Origin of the sequence: Actinokineospora sp. HUAS TT18 (genome assembly GCF_051364635.1) — a bacterium.
GTDB lineage: Bacteria > Actinomycetota > Actinomycetes > Mycobacteriales > Pseudonocardiaceae > Actinokineospora.
Genome location: NZ_CP195645.1, coordinates 1363072 through 1381061, shown reverse-complemented (window position 1 = coordinate 1381061; position 17990 = coordinate 1363072). Strand labels below are relative to the sequence as shown.

General features: G+C 72.7%; 8 protein-coding genes. 7 read left to right on the top strand and 1 reads right to left on the bottom strand.

What is annotated here, in order from left to right:
- The first annotated feature begins 1 nt into the window (after position 1).
- Positions 2-166, top strand: a complete 165-nt coding sequence (locus ACSHT8_RS06075) for a hypothetical protein (protein WP_157367998.1) — start codon at positions 2-4, stop codon at positions 164-166.
- Positions 159-911 (top strand): thioesterase II family protein, encoded by a 753-nt coding sequence (locus ACSHT8_RS06070; protein ID WP_436498526.1) that lies wholly within the window; start codon positions 159-161, stop codon positions 909-911. Before ACSHT8_RS06075 ends, ACSHT8_RS06070 begins: the two co-directional genes overlap by 8 nt.
- Positions 912-914: 3 nt before the next feature.
- Here ACSHT8_RS06070 and ACSHT8_RS06065 read toward each other — a convergent pair whose 3' ends face one another.
- Positions 915-1703 (bottom strand): AfsR/SARP family transcriptional regulator, encoded by a 789-nt coding sequence (locus ACSHT8_RS06065; RefSeq protein ID WP_436498524.1) that lies wholly within the window; start codon positions 1701-1703, stop codon positions 915-917.
- A gap of 403 nt (positions 1704-2106) precedes the next feature.
- On the opposite strand from ACSHT8_RS06065, the gene ACSHT8_RS06060 reads away from it, so the two are divergent.
- The 5 genes from ACSHT8_RS06060 to ACSHT8_RS06040 are packed head-to-tail and all read left to right on the top strand — an operon-like array spanning position 2107 to position 17935.
- On the top strand, positions 2107-2301 hold the full coding sequence (locus ACSHT8_RS06060; RefSeq protein ID WP_436498522.1) for an MbtH family protein: 195 nt from the start codon (positions 2107-2109) through the stop codon (positions 2299-2301).
- Positions 2302-2341: 40 nt separating this feature from the next.
- A complete protein-coding gene (locus ACSHT8_RS06055; RefSeq protein WP_436498520.1) occupies positions 2342-8659 on the top strand; it encodes an amino acid adenylation domain-containing protein in 6318 nt (2105 codons plus the stop codon).
- Complete coding sequence (locus ACSHT8_RS06050; RefSeq protein ID WP_436498518.1) at positions 8656-15666, top strand: amino acid adenylation domain-containing protein; 7011 nt, start codon at positions 8656-8658, stop codon at positions 15664-15666. Before ACSHT8_RS06055 ends, ACSHT8_RS06050 begins: the two co-directional genes overlap by 4 nt.
- Positions 15663-16922 (top strand): MFS transporter, encoded by a 1260-nt coding sequence (locus ACSHT8_RS06045; protein WP_436498516.1) that lies wholly within the window; start codon positions 15663-15665, stop codon positions 16920-16922. Before ACSHT8_RS06050 ends, ACSHT8_RS06045 begins: the two co-directional genes overlap by 4 nt.
- On the top strand, positions 16919-17935 hold the full coding sequence (locus tag ACSHT8_RS06040) for a TauD/TfdA family dioxygenase (RefSeq protein ID WP_436498514.1): 1017 nt from the start codon (positions 16919-16921) through the stop codon (positions 17933-17935). Before ACSHT8_RS06045 ends, ACSHT8_RS06040 begins: the two co-directional genes overlap by 4 nt.
- Positions 17936-17990 lie beyond the last annotated feature (55 nt).

The window sequence follows — 17990 nt, the reverse complement described above, 5'->3', positions numbered from 1 at the left end:
CATGTCCGAAGCCGAGATCATGGAGCGCATCGGCGCCGCCTGCCAGAACGTCATGGGGATGTTCATGGCCGTCTGCGGTGCCCCCGACGACCCCGCCGTGGCCGAGCAGGCCAACGGCGCCCTGCGCGAACTGGACGCGCTCATGCGGGCGGTGGCCGGTGCCTGAGCCGCGCTGGTTCACCCCCGACCGGCCAGACGCCGAGATCCGGGTGTTCCTGCTGGCCCACGCGGGCAGCGGCGCGGTGGCCTACCGGGGCTGGGACCAGCTGCTGCCCGCCACCGTCGCCGTGCAGGCGGTCACCCTGCCCGGCAGGCAGGGCCGCCGCGCCGAGCCGCTGCCCACCGACTGGGAGGCGACGGTGGCCGAGCTGCACGCGGCGTTCGTCGCCGAACTGGACGAGCGCCCGTACGCGGTGTTCGGGCACTGTCTCGGCGCGCAGCTGGCCTACCGGCTGGCGGTGCGGATGGAGGCCGACGGCGACCCGGCACCCTGCCTGCTCGGCATGTCCGGCTGGGCGCCGACCGGCTTCTTCCGCGCGCCCGCGGGCCACGAGGACATCCCGATGGCCGACGTGGTCACCTGGATCAGGGACCTTGGCGCCATCCCGGACGTGGTGGCCGCCGACCCGGACATGCTCGACCTGGTGCTGCCGCCGGTGATCGCCGACTTCCGGCTCGCCGCCGACCACACCGACGACGCGGCCGTGGTCGACAGCCCGCTGGTGACCTACGTCGGCCGCGAGGACCCGCTGATGCTGGAGCCCGCGGCGATGCGGTCGTGGTCGGACCGGAGCAGGCGCTACCTGGGCCACCGGGAGTACAGCGGGACCCACTTCTACCTGGACGAGCACAAGGCCGCGGTGATGTCCGACTTCGCGGGCCACCTGACCAGGCTCGTCCCGGTCGCCTGAGGACTACTCGCGCAGCGTGGTGTGGTTGGCGCGGGTGTGCAGGGCGGGGTGGTGGACGAGGATCGCCTTCTCGTGGTTGCGCAGCGTCCTGGTCGGCAGCACGCCGAGTTCGTCGTCGAGGCGGTGGCGCATCCGCCGGTAGGTGGCCAGCGCCTCGGCCTGGCGGCCGGACCGGTACAGGGCGACCATCAGCTGCTCGCAGAACCGCTCGTTGAGCCCGGAGGACTCCACCAGCTCCCGCAGCCTGGGGATGATGTCGACGTGCCTGCCGGTCTGCAGCTCGGTGTCGAACAGGGTCTCCAGCGCCATCGTCCTGGCCGCCTCGTACCGGTGGGCGGCCGCGCGGCACAGCGGCCCGCCCGCGACCATCGCGAACGCGGGACCGCGCCACAGCGCCAGCGCCGACCGCAGCACGTCGGCGGCCTCGGTGGGGTCGGTCGCGGCGATGGCGCGGGCGTGGGCGACCTGGCGGGTGAAGGCGGTGGCGTCGAGGTCGGTCTCGGAGACCACGAGCCGGTAGCCGGTGGCGAGGCCGATCAGCCGAGCCGGGGCCTCGTCGGCGATCGAGGTGAGTCTTCTGCGCAATCTGCTCACGTGCGCCTGCAGCGCGTTCTCCCACTGGTCCGGCGGGGTGTCGCCCCAGAGCTCGGTCACGAGGGACTCGACCGACACCGGGCGCGACTCGGTGGCGAGCAGGGCGGCGAGCAGGCTGCGTTGCAACGGTCCGCGGATGTCGATCTGACGGTTCCCTGACCAGCATTCCAGCGGTCCGAGTACGGCGAATCTTGTCATGGGTTCTTCCTTGTCAGCGGTTTGTCCGTGCCCCAATAGGTTTAGTCGCCGATCGGCGCGTCCGTATACGTGCCGGATACCCGACTTCGTTCCGGATACGACCCGCTACGGGTGGGGGCGGGGACCAGCCACTACCCAGTCCGCACGCCGTCGCCCACCGTCGCGACATGGCCTCTACCAGGCGTATCGGGGCTTGCGGCGGGTGGTCGGTCCGACGGACGCGCGGGTGGGTGGTCGACCCCCCAACGGAAATTGGGTGGAAATTACCGTTGCCAGGAATCAGTGCCATTCATAAACCGCGCAATAGTGTCGTCGGCTGATCAGAATGGCGTCAGCGGCGAGTCAGTCGCCCCTGCGAGGATCGCCTCGGACTTTGGGCGCCGACTTTTCTGGAGTTGAATTCGTGACGAATCCATTTGAGAACGAGGACGCGGACTACGTGGTCCTCGTCAACGACGAGGGCCAGCACTCGCTGTGGCCCGCCGGGCTCGACGTGCCCGCGGGCTGGTCGGCGGTGTTCGGCCCGGACCGGCGCGCGGCCTGCCTCGACCACGTCGAGGCGACCTGGACCGACCTGCGCCCCAAGAGCCTGGCCTAGCCGCCCGCCCACTTTTTCCGTGCCTGGGAGCAACCGCGACATGACCCGCACCACGACCGTCGAAGACGTCCTTCCGCTGACGCCACTGCAAGAGGGCCTGCTGTTCCACGCCCGGTTCGACGAGAGCGGACCGGACGTCTACACGATGCAGTTCTCCGCGCTGCTGGAGGGACCGCTCGACGTGGTCGCCCTGCGCGCGTCGTGCGCCGAACTGCTGGCCAGGCACCAGAGCCTGCGCGCCTGCTTCCGGCAGGACCGCGAGGACCGCACCGTGCAGGTGGTCCGCCGCGAGGTCGCGCTGCCGTGGCGGCAGGTCGACCTGTCCGACCACACGGGCGACGATCAGGAGGCACGGCTCGCCGAGCTGACCAGGGCGGCACAGGGGGACCGGTTCGACCTGTCCCGGCCGCCGCTGCTGCGGTTCCTGCTGGTGCGGCTGGGCCAGGACCGGCACCGCTTCGTCGTCACCAACCACCACATCGTGGTCGACGGGTGGTCGACGTCGGTGCTGATCAACGAGTTGTTCCAGCTCTACGCGCGCGGCGGCGACGGCACGGGACTGCCCGCGCCGACCCCGTACCGCGAGTTCTATTCCTGGCTGGCCCGGCAGGACAAGCCCGCCGCCGAACGGGCGTGGGGTGCCGCGCTGCGGGACCTGGCCGGGCCGACGCTGCTGGCCCCGGCCGACCCGACCCGCCAGCCCCTGGTGGCCGACGAGATCTCCGTCGAGCTGCCCGAGGATCTGTGCGCGCGGCTGCGCGGGTTCGCGCTGAGCCGCGGCCTGACGCTCAACACCGTGTTCCAGGGCGCGCTCGGACTGGTGCTGGGCGGGGTCACCGGCCGCGACGACGCCGTCTTCGGCGCCACGGTGTCCGGCCGCCCAGCCGAACTGCCCGGCATGGAATCCATGGTCGGCCTGTTCATCAACACCGTCCCGGTGCGGGTGCGCCCCGGCCACCGCGAGACCGCGGCCGAGCTGCTGGCGCGGGTGCAGGCCGAGCAGGCCGCGCTCGTGGCCCACCAGCACCTCGGGCTGGTCGACATCCAGCGCGCGGCGGGCGTCACCGAGCTGTTCGACACCCACTTCGTCTTCCAGAACGTCCCGGTCGGCTCCGCGCTCGGCGACAGTCCCTTCCGGATGTCCGATGTGGACATCCAGGGCGGCACCAACTACTCCTTGAGCGTCACCGTCCGCGCGGTCGGCGCCGCGCTTGGTCTCGACGTCGAATACCGGGCCGACCTGCTCGACCGCGCCTTCGCAGAAGGTGTCGCCGCAAGGCTGGTCCAGGTGCTGGAGACGATCGCCGACGACCCCGACCAGCCCGCGCGGCGCATCGATCTGCTGCTGCCGGAGGAGAGCGCGCGGGTCGCGCGGTGGCACGGGCCGACGGCCGCGCCCGCCGACCTCGCGCCCGCCGTGTTCGCCGCCCAGGTCGCCGCCACCCCCGACGCGGTGGCCGTGGTGTGCGACGGCGCCGAGGTGACCTTCGCCGAGCTCGACCGCCGGGCCAACCGGCTGGCCCGGCTGCTGATCGCCCGCGGCGTCGGCCCCGAGGGCCTGGTCGCCCTGGTGCTGCCGCGTTCGGTCGACCTCGTCGTCGCGCTGCTGGCCGCGTGGAAGGCGGGCGGCGCCTACGTCCCCGTCGACCCGACCTACCCCGACGACCGGGTGGCGATGATGCTCGCCGACGCGGAGGCCGCGGCCGTGGTCACCCTGGCCGAGCACCGCTCGCGGGTGACGGGCACCTCCGTGGTCGTGCTCGACGCGCCGGACACCGCCGCCGTGCTCGCCGGGTTCGACCCGCGCCCGCTCAGCGCCGTGGAGCGGCCGGGGACGACCGAGGCCGGGCACCCGGCGTACGTGATCTACACCTCCGGCTCGACCGGGCGGCCCAAGGGCGTCGTGGTCAGCCATGGCGGCCTGGGCAACCTGATCGCCCACCACCGCGCCGAGGTGATCAAGGCCGACCGGCCGATGCGCGTCGGCCTCATCCAGTCGCTGTCGTTCGACGCCTCGTGGAACCTGTTGGCCTGGCTGCTCTCCGGGCACGAGCTGCACGTGTTCGACGACGATCTCCGCCGCGACGTCACCGGCCTGGTCGCCTATGCCCGCGAGCACGCGATCGACGTGCTGGAGGCCACGCCCACCTACGCCGGGGAACTGCTCGCGCAGGGCCTGCTCGACGGCGACGTCCGCCCGTCGGTGCTCTTCCTCGGCGGCGAGCCCGCCGGAGCGCCGCTGTGGGACCGGCTGCGCGCCGACGGCGTCGCCACGTTCAACATGTATGGCCCGACCGAATGCACCGTCGTCACCGCGATCGGCAGGCCCGCCGACAGCGACCGCCCGGTGATCGGCAGGCCGGTGCGCAACACCCGCGCCTACGTCCTGGACCCCGCGCTGCGCTTCGTGCCGCCAGGCACCACCGGCGAGCTGTACCTCGCGGGTGAGCCGCTGGCCCGCGGCTACCACCGCAGGGCCGCGCTGACCGCCGAGCGCTTCGTCGCCGACCCCCACGGCCCGCGCGGCACCAGGATGTACCGGACCGGCGACCTGGTCCGCTGGACCGCCGACGGGCAGTTGGAGTACCTGGGCCGGGCCGACCACCAGGTGAAGATCCGCGGGTTCCGGGTCGAGCCGGGCGAGGTCGAGGCCACGCTGCTCGGCCACCCGTCGGTCGCCAGGGTGGCCGTTGTCGCCCGTACCGACGGCGACACGGGGCCGCGGCTGGTCGCCTACGTGGTGTCCTCCGGTGGCGATCTGGAGTCGCTGCGGTCCTTCGCCGAAGCACGGCTACCGGACTACCTCGTCCCGGCCGCGTTCGTCGAACTCGACCAGCTCCCCTTGGGCAGCAATGGAAAGCTCGACCGGGCGGCGCTGCCCGAGCCGGACTCCCGCGCCTCGGCCGCGCGCGGGCCGCGCTCGGCGCGCCAGGAGATCCTTTGTGGACTGTTCGCCGAGGTGCTCGGCGTCGACTCCATCGGGGTGGACGACGATTTCTTCGCCATCGGCGGACACTCGCTGCTGGCCACCCGGTTCGTCAGCCGCACCCGCGGCGTCTTCGGCGTCGAACTGTCCCTGCGCACGCTGTTCGGCGCACCCACCGTGCGCGAACTCGACCGCTACCTCGACCTGGCCACCGGCGCGCGTCCCGCGCTGGTCAAGCGGGAGCGGCCCGAGCAGGTGCCGCTGTCGTTCGCCCAGCGGCGCATGTGGTTCCTGAACCGGCTGGAAGGCCCCAGCGCCACCTACAACATCTCCGGGGCGCTGCGGCTGCGCGGACCGCTCGACCGCGCGGCCCTGGCCGCCGCGCTGACCGACGTCGTCGACCGGCACGAGGCGCTGCGCACCGTGTTCACCGACGTCGACGGCGAGCCCTACCAGCGGATCCTGGGCGCCGACCAGGTCGGCCTCTCCCTTGCGGTGGTCGAGTGCGACGCCGCCGGTCTCAAGCCCGCCCTGCACGCCGCGGCGGTGCGGCCGTTCGACGTGGCCGCGGGCGAGGTGCCTATCCGCGTCGAGCTGTTCGCCGCGGGGCCCGACGAGCACGCGCTGCTGGTCGTGGTGCACCACATCGCCTCCGACGGCTGGTCCATCGCCCCGCTGCTGCGCGACCTGGGCACCGCCTACGGCGCGCGCCGCGCCGGGCACGGCCCCGACTGGGTGCCGCTGCCGGTGCAGTACATGGACTACAGCCTCTGGCAGGCCGAGCTGTTCGGCGCCGCGGACGATCCCGAGAGCCTGGTCGCCAAGCAGCTCGACTACTGGGGCACCCAGCTCGCGGGCGCACCGGACTGCCTCGCGCTGCCGACCGACCGGCCGCGTCCCGCCGCCGCGAGCCACCGCGGCGACACGGTCCGGTTCCGGGTCGACGCCGACCTGCACGCCCGGATCGCCGACCTGGCCCGCGCGGGCGGGGTCACCCTCTACATGGTCCTGCACGCGGCGCTCTCGGCGATGCTGACCCGGATCGGCGCGGGCACCGACATCGCGGTCGGCTCGCCGATCGCGGGCCGCACCGACGAGGCGCTCGACGACCTGGTGGGCTTCTTCGTCAACACTCTGGTCCTGCGGGTGAACACCGCGGGCGACCCCACGTTCCGGGAGCTGCTCGCCAGGGTCCGCGAGACCGACCTCGCCGCGTACGCCAACCAGGACGTGTCCTTCGAGCGGGTGGTCGAGCACGTCAACCCGACGCGGTCGCTGTCGCACAACCCGCTGTTCCAGATCCTGCTCATGCTGTCGAACACCCCGCCCGCCGCGGGGCTGCTGCCCGGCCTGACGATCGACGTCGAGCCGGTGGACACCGCCACGTCGAAGTTCGACCTGACGTTCCGCGTCAACGAGTCGCACCGGCCGGACGGCACCCCGGACGGGCTCGACTGGGACCTCGAGTACGCCGTCGACCTGTTCGACCGCGACACCGTGCTCGCCGTGGCCGACCGGCTGGTCCAGGTGCTCGACGCGGTCACCCGGGCGCCGGAGGCGGCGCTCAGCGAGATCGACGTCGTGCTGCCGCGCGAGCGGCGGCGGGTGCTGGACCAGTGGCACGGCCAGACCGAATCAACGAGCGTGCTGCCCGTCGAGGCGTTCGGCAGGCAGGCCGCGGCGACGCCGGACGCCGTCGCGGTGGTGTGCGCCGACGAGTCGGTGACCTTCGCCGAACTGGACCGCAGGGCCAACCGTCTCGCCCGCCTGCTGATCGCCCACGGCGTCGGCCCGGAGCGGCTGGTCGGGCTGATGCTGCCCCGCTCGGCCGACGCGCTGGTCGCGCTGCTCGCGGTGTGGAAGACCGGCGGCGGCTACGTGCCGATCGATCCGTCCTACCCGGCCGACCGGGTCCGCTTCATGCTCGATGACGCCCGTCCGACCGTCGTGCTCACCGTTGGCGCGCCGGTCGACGGGGTCGCGTCGGTGGTGCTCGACGCACGCGAGACCCTCGCGGAGCTGGAGGGTCTGGCCGACGGCCCGCTCTCCATCGCCGTCCAGCCGGGGCACCCGGCGTACGTGATCTACACGTCCGGCTCCACCGGCAGGCCCAAGGGCGTGGTGGTGTGCCACGAGAGCCTGGCCGGGCTGTTCGACTTCCACCGCCGCGAGGTGATGGCCCCCGCGGCCGCCACCGCGGGCCGGGCACTGCGGGTCGCGCTGATCGCGTCGCTGTCCTTCGACGCGTCGTGGAACCTGGTGTTCTGGATGCTCGCCGGCCACGAGCTGCACGTACTCGACGACGACGTGCGCCGCGACGTCACCGCGCTGATCGGCTACGTGCGCGACCGCGGGATCGACGTGCTGGAGGCCACGCCCAGCCACGCGGAGGAACTGCTGGCGCAGGGTCTGCTCGACGGCGGCACCCGGCCCTCAGTGATGTTCCTCGGCGGCGAGGCGTCGGGTCCGCGGCTGTGGGAGCGGGTGCGGGCGGCCACCGGCGTCACCGCGTACAACCTCTACGGGCCGACCGAGTGCACGGTGGTGACCGCGGTCGGCAGGCTCGCCGACAGCGAGCGCCCGGTGATCGGCCACCCGATGTGGAACACCCGCGCCTACGTGCTTGACGGCACGCTGCGCCCGACGCCGCCGGGAACCCCCGGTGAGCTGTACCTGGCGGGTACCCCGCTGGCCCGCGGCTATCACGGGCGGACGGCGCTGACGGCCGAGCGGTTCGTCGCCGACCCGTTCGGTCCGGCCGGGTCGCGGATGTACCGCACGGGTGACCTGGTCCGCTGGACGGCCGCGGGCGTGCTGGAGTTCCTCGGCCGGGCCGACGACCAGGTGAAGATCCGCGGCTTCCGGATCGAGCCAGGCGAGGTCGCCGCCGTGCTGGCCGACCACCCGTCGGTCACCCGGGCCGTGGTGGTCGACCGCGAGGACACCCCGGGCGCCCGGCGCCTGGTGGCCTACATCGTCGGCATGGCGGACGAAGCGGCGCTGCGGGCCCACGCCGAGGAGCGGCTGCCCGAGTACATGGTGCCGTCGGCGTTCGTCGCGATCGACGAGGTGCCGCTCACCCCGAACGGCAAGCTGGACCGGAGCGCCCTGCCCGAGCCGGACACGAAGGCCGCGCCGACCTCGCGCGGTCCGCGCACTCCCCGCCAGGAGAAGCTGTGCGAGTTGGTCGCGGACATCCTGGGGCTGGAGTCGGTCGGCATCGACGACAACTTCTTCACCCTGGGCGGCCACTCGCTGCTGGCCACCCGGTTCGTCAGCCGGGCGCGCTCGGCACTAGGGGTCGAGCTGTCGCTGCGGACGCTGTTCCAGGCGCCGACGGTGGCCGGGCTCGACGAACTGCTCGACCAGGCCAAGCCCGCCCGGGCCGCGCTGCGGGCCCGGCCGCATCCGACCACTGAGGACACTCGATGATCCCGCTGTCGTTCGCGCAGCACAGGCTTTGGTTCCTCAACCGGCTGGAGGGCCCGAGCGCGACGTACAACATCTCCGGGGCGCTGCGGCTGCGTGGTCCGCTGGACCACGCGGCCCTGGCGGCGGCGTTCGGCGACGTCGTGGTCCGGCACGAGGCGCTGCGCACGGTGTTCGGTGAGGTCGACGGCGAGCCCTACCAGCGGGTCCTGCCCGAGGCCGACTCCCGGCCGGACTTCTCGGTCGTCCCGTGCGCGCCCGCCGACGTCGCGGCGTCGGTGCTGGCCGCGGCGGGGCACGTGTTCGACCTCGCCGCGCCGACACCGCCGATCCGGGCCACCGTCTTCGCGGTCGGGCCGGACGAACACGTCCTGCTGCTGACCGTGCACCACATCGCCGCCGACGGCTGGTCGATCGCCCCGCTGCTGCGCGACCTCGGCGTGGCGTTCGGCGCCCGGCGCGGCGGCGCGGTTCCGGACTGGGAACCGCTGCCGGTGCAGTACGTGGATTACACGCTCTGGCAGCGGGAGCTACTCGGTGACGCGAACGACCCGCACAGCCTGCTGTCGGAACAGCTGTCTTACTGGGGCAAGGAGTTGGCGGGCCTGCCCGAGTGTCTGACCCTGCCGACCGACCGCCCGCGCCCGCCCGCGTCGAGCTACCGCGGCGGCAACGTGTCACTGATGATCGAAGCCGAGACGCACGCCAGGGTCGTCGAGCTGGCACAGGCGCACGGCGCCACGGTGTTCATGGTCCTGCACGCGGCGGTGGCCGCGCTGCTGTGCGGGCTCGGCGCCGGGACCGACATCCCGATCGGGTCGCCGATCGCAGGCCGCACCGATGAAGCCCTCGACGACCTTGTCGGGTTCTTCATCAACACCCTGGTCCTGCGCGCCGACGCCAGTGGCGACCCGACGTTCCAGGACCTGCTGGCCAGGGTGCGCGACACCGTCCTCGCCGCGTACGCCAATCAGGACGTCCCGTTCGAGCGGGTGGTCGAGCTGATCGCCCCGCCGCGGTCGAGCGCGTACAACCCGCTGTTCCAGGTGATGCTGGCGCTGCAGAACAACCAGCGCGCCGCGAACCTGCTGCCCGGTCTCGACGTCGAGGTCGAGCCGGTCGGCGTGGCCACCGCGAAGGTCGACCTGACGTTCGCGCTGGCGGAGACCTACGACCGGGGCAGGCCGGACGGGATCCGATGTGACATCCAGTTCGCCGTCGACCTGTTCGACCGGCCGACCGTCGAGACGATCGCCCGCAGGCTGGCACGCCTGCTGGACACGGTGACCGCGAACCCCGGGATCGCCATCTCCCAGGTGGACCTCATGTCCGCCGAGGAACGCCACCGCGTGCTGACCGAGTGGAACCCCGCCGCCGTGGAGCCCGCCACGGGCACCATGCCCGGCTGGCTGGCCGAGCGCGCCGCGACCGTCCCCCACTCGACCGCCGTCGTCTGCGGCGAATCGTCGCTGACCTTCGGCGAGTTGGCGGCCCGGGTCAACCGGCTCGCCCGGCTGCTGATCGCGCGCGGGGTCGGCGCCGAGGACCGGGTCGCGCTGCTGCTGCCACGCTCGGTCGACCAGGTCGTCGCGCTGCTGGCGGTCCTCACCGCAGGCGCCGCGTACGTGCCGATCGACGCAGGCTACCCGCCGGAGCGGGTGCGGTTCGTGCTCGACGACGCCGACCCCGTCCTGCTGATCACCGACAGCGCGCCCCCGTGGCCGGGCGCCGTGCTGGCGATCGACGACCTCGACCTGTCCGGGTTCGCCGAGACCCCGGTGACCGACGCCGATCGGCGTACGCCGCTGCGGCGGGAACACCCGGCCTACGTGATCTACACGTCCGGCTCGACCGGGCGGCCGAAGGGTGTCGTGGTCTGCCACCAGAGCGTGGCCAACCTGTTCGCCTTCCACCGCGCCGAGTTCATCGAGCCGCTGGGCGGCCGCCCAACCCGGGTCGGCCTGACGGCGTCGATGTCCTTCGACGCCTCGGTCGACTATCTGCTGCTCATGCTGGCGGGCCTGGAACTGCACGTGCTCGACGACGACGTCCGGCGCGACGCCGCCGCCGTCGTCGGCTACGCCCGTGCGCACGGGCTCGACGTGCTCGGCGCGACACCCAGCTACGTCGAGGAGCTGCTGGGCCAAGGGCTGCTGACCGGCCAGGTCCGACCGTCCATGCTGCTGATCGGGGGCGAGCCCGCGAGCGCGTGGCTCTGGGACCAGGTGCGCGACGTGCGGGCGTTCAACCTGTACGGGCCGACCGAGTGCACAGTGGACACCGTCGGCTGCCGGATCGCCGAGCGCGACCGGCCGGTGATCGGCAAGCCGATCCGCGGCACCCGCGCCTACGTGCTCGACGCCGCACTGCGCGTAGTCCCACCCGGCACCGCGGGTGAGCTGTACCTGGCGGGCGCCCCGCTGGCCCGGGGCTATCACGGCCGGACGGCGCTGACGGCGGAGCGATTCGTGGCCGATCCGTTCGGCCCGGCCGGGTCGCGGATGTACCGCACCGGCGACCTGGCCCGCTGGACGGCGGACGGCGTGCTGGAGTACCTGGGCCGCGCCGACGACCAGGTCAAGGTCCGCGGCTTCCGCATCGAACCGGGCGAGATCGGCGCGGTCCTGGCCGACCACCCGGCCGTCGCCCGGGCCGCGGTGATCGTCCGCGAGGACAAGCCGGGCGACCGCCGCCTCGCGGCCTACCTGGTGCCCGCCGACGGCCCGATCGACACCGCCGCCGTGCGCGCCCACCTCGCGGCGACCCTGCCCGACTACATGGTCCCGGCCGCGCTGATCGAACTGGACGAGCTCCCGCTGACCGCCAACGGGAAGCTCGACCGCCGCGCCCTGCCCGCGCCCGGCCACACCGCGGGCCGCGCGCCCCGCACGAGCCGCGAGGAGATCCTTTGTGGACTCTTCGCGCGCACCCTGGGCGTCGACGCGGTCGGCGTGGACGACAGCTTCTTCGCCATGGGCGGCCACTCGCTGCTCGCCACCCAGCTGATCAGCCGCGTCCGCGCCGCGTTCGGCACCGAACTGTCGGTGCGCGCGCTGTTCCAGACGCCCACGGTCGCGGGCCTCGCCGCCGTCCTCGACGACGGGGAGTCCGCGCGGACCGCGGTGCGACCGGAACCGCGGCCGGACCGCGTCCCGCTCTCGTTCGCCCAGCAGCGGCTCTGGTTCCTCAACCGGCTGGAGGGCCCGAGCGCCACCTACAACATCCCCGGCGCGCTGCGGTTGCGCGGCCCGGTGGACCGGGCCGCGCTCGAGGCCGCGCTCGGCGACGTCGTGGTCCGCCACGAAGCGCTGCGGACGGTGTTCACCGACGTGGCGGGGGAGCCCTGCCAGGTCGTGCTCACCGACCACCGGCCCGAGCTCGCGGTCGTCGAGTGCGCCGAAGCCGAGGTGGCGGAGTTGGTGCGCGCGGCGGCGGGCCACGTGTTCGACCTCGCCGCGCCACCCCTGCGCGTGACGTTGTTCGCGACGGCGCCGGGGGAGCACGTGCTGCTCGTCGTGGTGCACCACATCGCCGCCGACGGCTGGTCGATCGGTCCGCTGCTGCGCGACCTGGGCACCGCCTATCAGGCCAGGACGGCGGGCCACGCGCCCGGCTGGGCGCCGCTGCCGGTGCAGTACGTGGACTACACCCTGTGGCAGCGCCGACTCCTCGGCGACGCGGCCGACCCGGAGAGCCTGCTGTCCGAGCAGCTCGCCTTCTGGGGAGCGAACCTCGCGGGCGTGCCGGAGTGCCTCGCTTTGCCCACCGACCGGCCCCGGCCCGCCGTGTCGAGCTACCGCGGCGGCAACGTCTCGGCGGCGATCGACGGCGACCTGCACGCCAAGATCACGGACCTGGCCCGGTCGAACGGCGTCACGGTGTTCATGGTGCTGCACGCGGCGCTGGCGGCCCTGCTGACGCGGCTCGGCGCGGGCGGCGACGTCCCGATCGGCACGCCGATCGCGGGCCGCACCGACGAGTCGCTCGACGAGCTGGTCGGGTTCTTCGTGAACACCCTTGTCCTGCGCACGGACACCACGGGCGACCCGACCTTCGCCGAGTTGCTCGACCGCGTGCGTGAGACCGACCTGGCCGCGTTCGCCCACCAGGACGTGCCGTTCGAGCGGGTGGTCGAGCACCTGAACCCGCCGCGGTCGCTGTCCTACAACCCGTTGTTCCAGGTGATGCTGGTTCTGCAGAACACCCCGGGCGCGGCGGGCATCCTGCCCGGTGTCGAGATCACGCCCGAGCCGGTCGGCGCGGCCACCGCCAAGGTCGACCTGACCTTCGCGCTGGCGGAGACGTTCGGCGCCGACGGCGGTCCGGCAGGCATCCGGTGCGACGTCCAGTTCGCCGTCGATCTGTTCGACCGGGCCACGGTCGAGGACTTGGCCGGGCGGCTGGTCCGGGTGCTCACGGCGGTCACCGCCGACCCGGCCGCCACGGTGTCGCGAGTGGACATCCTGGACGCGGCCGAACGCCGGCGGGTCCTCACCGAGTGGAACCCGACCTTTGCCCAGGAGCCGGGCCTCGAAACCCTGCCCGGGCTGTTCGGCCAGCGGGCCGCAGCCATGCCGGACGCGGTCGCGGTGTCGTGCGGCACCGAGTCCATGACCTACGCCGAGCTGGCCGCGTCCGCCAACGGCGTCGCGCGCGAGCTGATCGCCGCGGGCGTCGGCCCAGAAGACCGCGTCGCGCTGCTGTTGCCGCGCTCGATCGGGCAGGTGGTCGCGCTGCTGGGCGTGGTGACGGCCGGGGCCGCCTATGTCCCGGTGGACCCGACCTACCCAGCCGACCGCGTGCGCTACGTGCTCGACGACGCGCGTCCCGCCTTGCTGATCACCGACCAACCGGACGCGCCGTGGTCCGGACCGGTCGTCACACTGGGCTCGATCGCCGCCGACCCGCGCCCGGTGACCGACGCCGACCGGCGCTCCCCGCTGCGGCGGGAACACCCGGCGTACGTGATCTACACGTCCGGCTCGACCGGCAGGCCCAAGGGCGCGGTGATCACCCATCGCAACGTGGTCCGGCTGTTCGAGGCGACCGAGCCCTGGTTCGGCTTCGGCGCCGACGACGTGTGGACGATGTTCCACTCCTACGCCTTCGACTTCTCCGTGTGGGAGATGTGGGGCGCGCTGCTGTACGGCGGCAGGCTCGTGGTCGTCCCGTTCGACGTCAGTCGGAGCCCGAGCGAGTTCTTCCGGCTGCTCGCCGATGAGCGGGTGACGATGCTCAGCCAGACACCGTCTGCCTTCTACCAACTGATCGAGGCCGACACCGGCGCCGAGCTGAGCCTGCGGCATGTGGTGTTCGGCGGCGAGGCACTGGAACCCGGCCTGCTCGCCGACTGGTACCGCCGCCGCCCGGCCGCGCCGGAACTGGTGAACATGTACGGGATCACCGAGACCACGGTCCACGTCAGCTGTCTGCCGCTGACCTCGGCGACCGGTGGCGAGCGCACGGGCAGCCCGATCGGCCGCCCGATCCCGGACCTGCGGACCTACGTGCTCGACGCGCGCCTCCAGCCGGTGCCGCCCGGGGTCGTCGGCGAGCTGTACGTCGCGGGGGAGGGGCTGGCCAGGGGATACCTGGGCAGGCCGACGCTGACGGCGGAACGGTTCGTCGCGTGCCCGTTCGGGGTGGGCGAGCGGATGTACCGCACGGGCGATGCCGCCCGGTGGACCCGCGACGGCGAGCTCGTGTACGTGGGCCGGGTCGACCAGCAGGTGAAGATCCGCGGCTTCCGGATCGAGTTGGGCGAGATCGAGGCCGCGGTGGCCACCCATTGGTCGGTCGGCCAGGTCGCCGTGGTCGCCCGCGAGGACACCCCGGGCGACCAGCGCCTCGTCGCCTACGTGGTGCCCGAGGCCGATCCGGCGCTGCGCGCGCACGTGGCGGACCTGCTGCCGGACTACATGGTGCCCTCGGCGTTCGTCGGACTCGACCAGCTTCCCTTGACCACCAACGGGAAACTCGACCGCCGCGCCCTGCCCACGCCCGAGCGCGCGTCCACCGGTCGCCCGCCGAGCACGGGCCGCGAGGAGATCCTCTGTGGACTCTTCGGGGAAGTGCTCGGACTGGACTCGGTGGGCGTCGACGACAACTTCTTCGCCCTGGGCGGCCACTCACTGCTGGCGGCCCGCCTTGTCGGCCGCGTCCAAGAGAGCCTGGGCGTCGACCTGTCGGTCCGCGCGCTGTTCCAGGCGCCCACGGTGCTCGGGCTCGCCGAAGCCATCTCCTCGGGGACGCCCGCGCGGATCGACCCGGTCGTGCCCATCCGTCCCCACGGTGACCAGCGGCCGCTGTTCTGTATCCACCCGGTGTCCGGGGTGGCGTGGTGCTATTCGGTGCTCCAGCGCCATGTCCCGGACAACCTGCCGCTGCACGGACTGCAGATCGACCTCGACGACCGGCCACTCGACCTCGACGATTTGACCGCCGGCTACGCGCGCCGGATCAGGGAGATCCAGCCCGAGGGACCGTACCGGCTGCTGGGCTGGTCGCTGGGCGGGAACATCGCCCACGCCGTCGCGGCCAGGCTGCAGCGCGAGGGCGCCAAGGTGGAGTTGCTGGCCCTCCTCGACTCGTTCCCGCCCGACGGTCAGTCGACCCTTCCCGGCTGGGGTGACCAGATCGAGCGGGCACTGCTGACCACGATGGCCCAGGACCTGGGGCTGGCCGTGGACGACGACACCGACCGGCTGCGGTCGGCGGTGGCGGCCGGGTTCGGCCTGCCCGAGGACACGTTGACCCGCCTGGCCGACGCGTCGGCCAACCTCGTCAAGGTCCTGGTGGGCGCCCCGACCGACGTGGTCGACGGCGACGTCCTCTACGTGACCGCCGAACAGAGCGCCCGCACCCGCGGCGGCGGCGCGGACCGCTGGCGGGACTTCGCCACCGGGCGGATCGACGACCACGGAGTCGACTGTGGACATTTCGACATGATGAAACCGGCGCCGATCGCGCGCGTCGGTCAGTTGGTCACGACGTGGCTGGGGGAGCGATGACGCAGGTGGCCGCGCGGCCCAGGGTGCTGGGCGAGCGGAACTTCATGCTGTTCTGGGCGGGTCAGGCGGTCAGCAAGACCGGCGGCGCGGTGACCACGGTCGCCCTGCCGCTGGTCATGATCCAGGTGCTGAGCGCGGACGCGTTCATGATGGGCGTGCTCAACGCCGCGATCTGGCTGCCGTGGCTGGTGATCGGGCTGCAGGCAGGCGCCTGGGCCGACCGGGTGCGCAAGCGCCCGCTCATGATCGCCTGCGACATCGCGTCGGCGGTGCTGCTCGCCAGCGTGCCCGTCGCGGCCTGGCTCGGCGTGCTCACGTTGGCCCACATCCTGCTCGTCGCGTTCGCCGTGGGCTGTGCGACGGTGTTGTTCACCGCCGCCTACAGCGCTTATGTGCCGTTCCTCGTCGGCCGGGAGAACCTGCTGGGGGCCAACTCCCGCCTCCATGTGACTGAGCAGGCGGCCAAGGTCGCCGGGCCCGGCATCGGCGGTGTCCTCGCGACCGTGACCGGTGCCGTGGCGGGCCTGATGGTGGACGCGGCGAGTTTCGTGGTGTCGGCGCTGTGCCTGCGGTCGATCCGGGCCGTCGAACCCGCCACCGAGCCCAAGCCGCGGCGCGGCATCCTCGCCGACGTGGCCGAGGCGCTCAAGGTCGTGGTCCGCGACCCGTACCTGAGCGTGCTCACCCTGCACTCCGGCGCGGTGAACCTCTGCATGGCCGGATTGCAGGCGCTGTGGGTGCTGTTCCTGGTGCGCACCGCGGGCCTGGGCGGCTGGGTCGTCGGGGCGCTCACCGCGGCCATCGCCATCGGCGGCGTGCTCGGCGCGACCCTGGCCCCCTGGTACAGCCGCCGTGTCGGCTCGGCCCGCGCGCTGCGGCTGGGCAGCCCGGTGACTGCGCTGTTCGGGCTGCTGTTCCCGCTGGCCGACCCCGGAATCGGCATCGTGCTCGCCCTGATCGGGGTGATGGGGTCGACCATGGGGACCGCGGCCAACAGCGTGATCGCGGTCAGCTTCCGCCAGGCGTACTGCCCGCGCGACATGCTCGGCCGGGTCGCCATGAGCATCCGGTTCGTGATCTTCGGCGTCAACCCGATCGGCAGCCTCCTCGGCGGCGTGCTCGGCACCGTCCTCGACCTGCGCACCGCGATCTGGATTCTCGTGATCGCCAACATCGCCGCGGGTTTCACCTTGTATATCGGCCCGCTCCGCACGGGCCGCGACCTGCCTGTTCCCACACCTGAGGAGAAAGCATGACCATCGTCGACACCGCGAGCCTCGATGTGCGCACGGAGGCGGGCAAGCCGCCGATCGCGACCATCGCGGACATCCCGGACATGGCGGCCGCGGCGGAGTGGCTGACCGCGAACCTGCCCAGGATCCGGGCCACCGTCCAGCGGCTCGGCTGCGTGCTGATCCGGGGCCTGCCCGTGGCGAGCACCGAGGACTTCGCGGTGGTCAAGGACCTGCTGCTGCCGAGCCCCGCGGGTTACCGCGAGAAGGCGACACCGCGGTCGGACTACGGCCACGGTGTGTTCTCCTCGACCGACCTGCCCGCGGTTCAGCCCATCCGCCTGCACAACGAGAACAGCTACACCCTGGAGTTCCCCGGCTTCCTGCTGTTCGGCTGCCTCATCGCCCCCGACGAGGGCGGCGCCACCACCGTCGGCGACATGCGCGAGGTGCTGCGCCTGCTGCCGGACGACCTGCGTGCCCGGTTCGCCGAGAAGGGCTGGCTGCTGGTCCGCAACTACTCCGACCTGGCGGGCCTGCCGTGGCGCACCAGCTTCGCCACCACCGACCAGGCCGAGGTCGAGCGCTACTGCGCGGAGAACACCGTCGGCTACGAGTGGACCGAGGACGACTCGCTGCGCACCCGCCAGCGTCGCTCCGCGATCATCACCCACCCCGTGACCGGCGAGCAGACCTGGTTCAACCACACCGCGTTCTGGAACCACTGGACTCTCGACGAGGAGGTGCGCGAGGTCCTGCTGGAGGCATTCGGCGCCGACGGGATGCCGTTCTGCACCTTCTTCGGCGACGGCACTCCGCTGACCCAGGACGAGGCCGATGCCCTCAACCGCGCCTACGACCAGGTGACCGTGCGCGAGTCGTGGCAGCCGGGCGACGTGATGCTGGTCGACAACATCCTGTGCGCCCACGGTCGCGAGTCCTACAAGGGCGACCGCAAGATCGTCGTCAGCATGGGCGACCCGATCGCCCTGGCCGACTGCGCCCCGACCACCGAACCGGCTGCCGTGAACGCCTGACTCCCAGCAGGTGGGCCAGGCCGGATGACCCGGCCTGGCCCTGCGTCAACTCGGG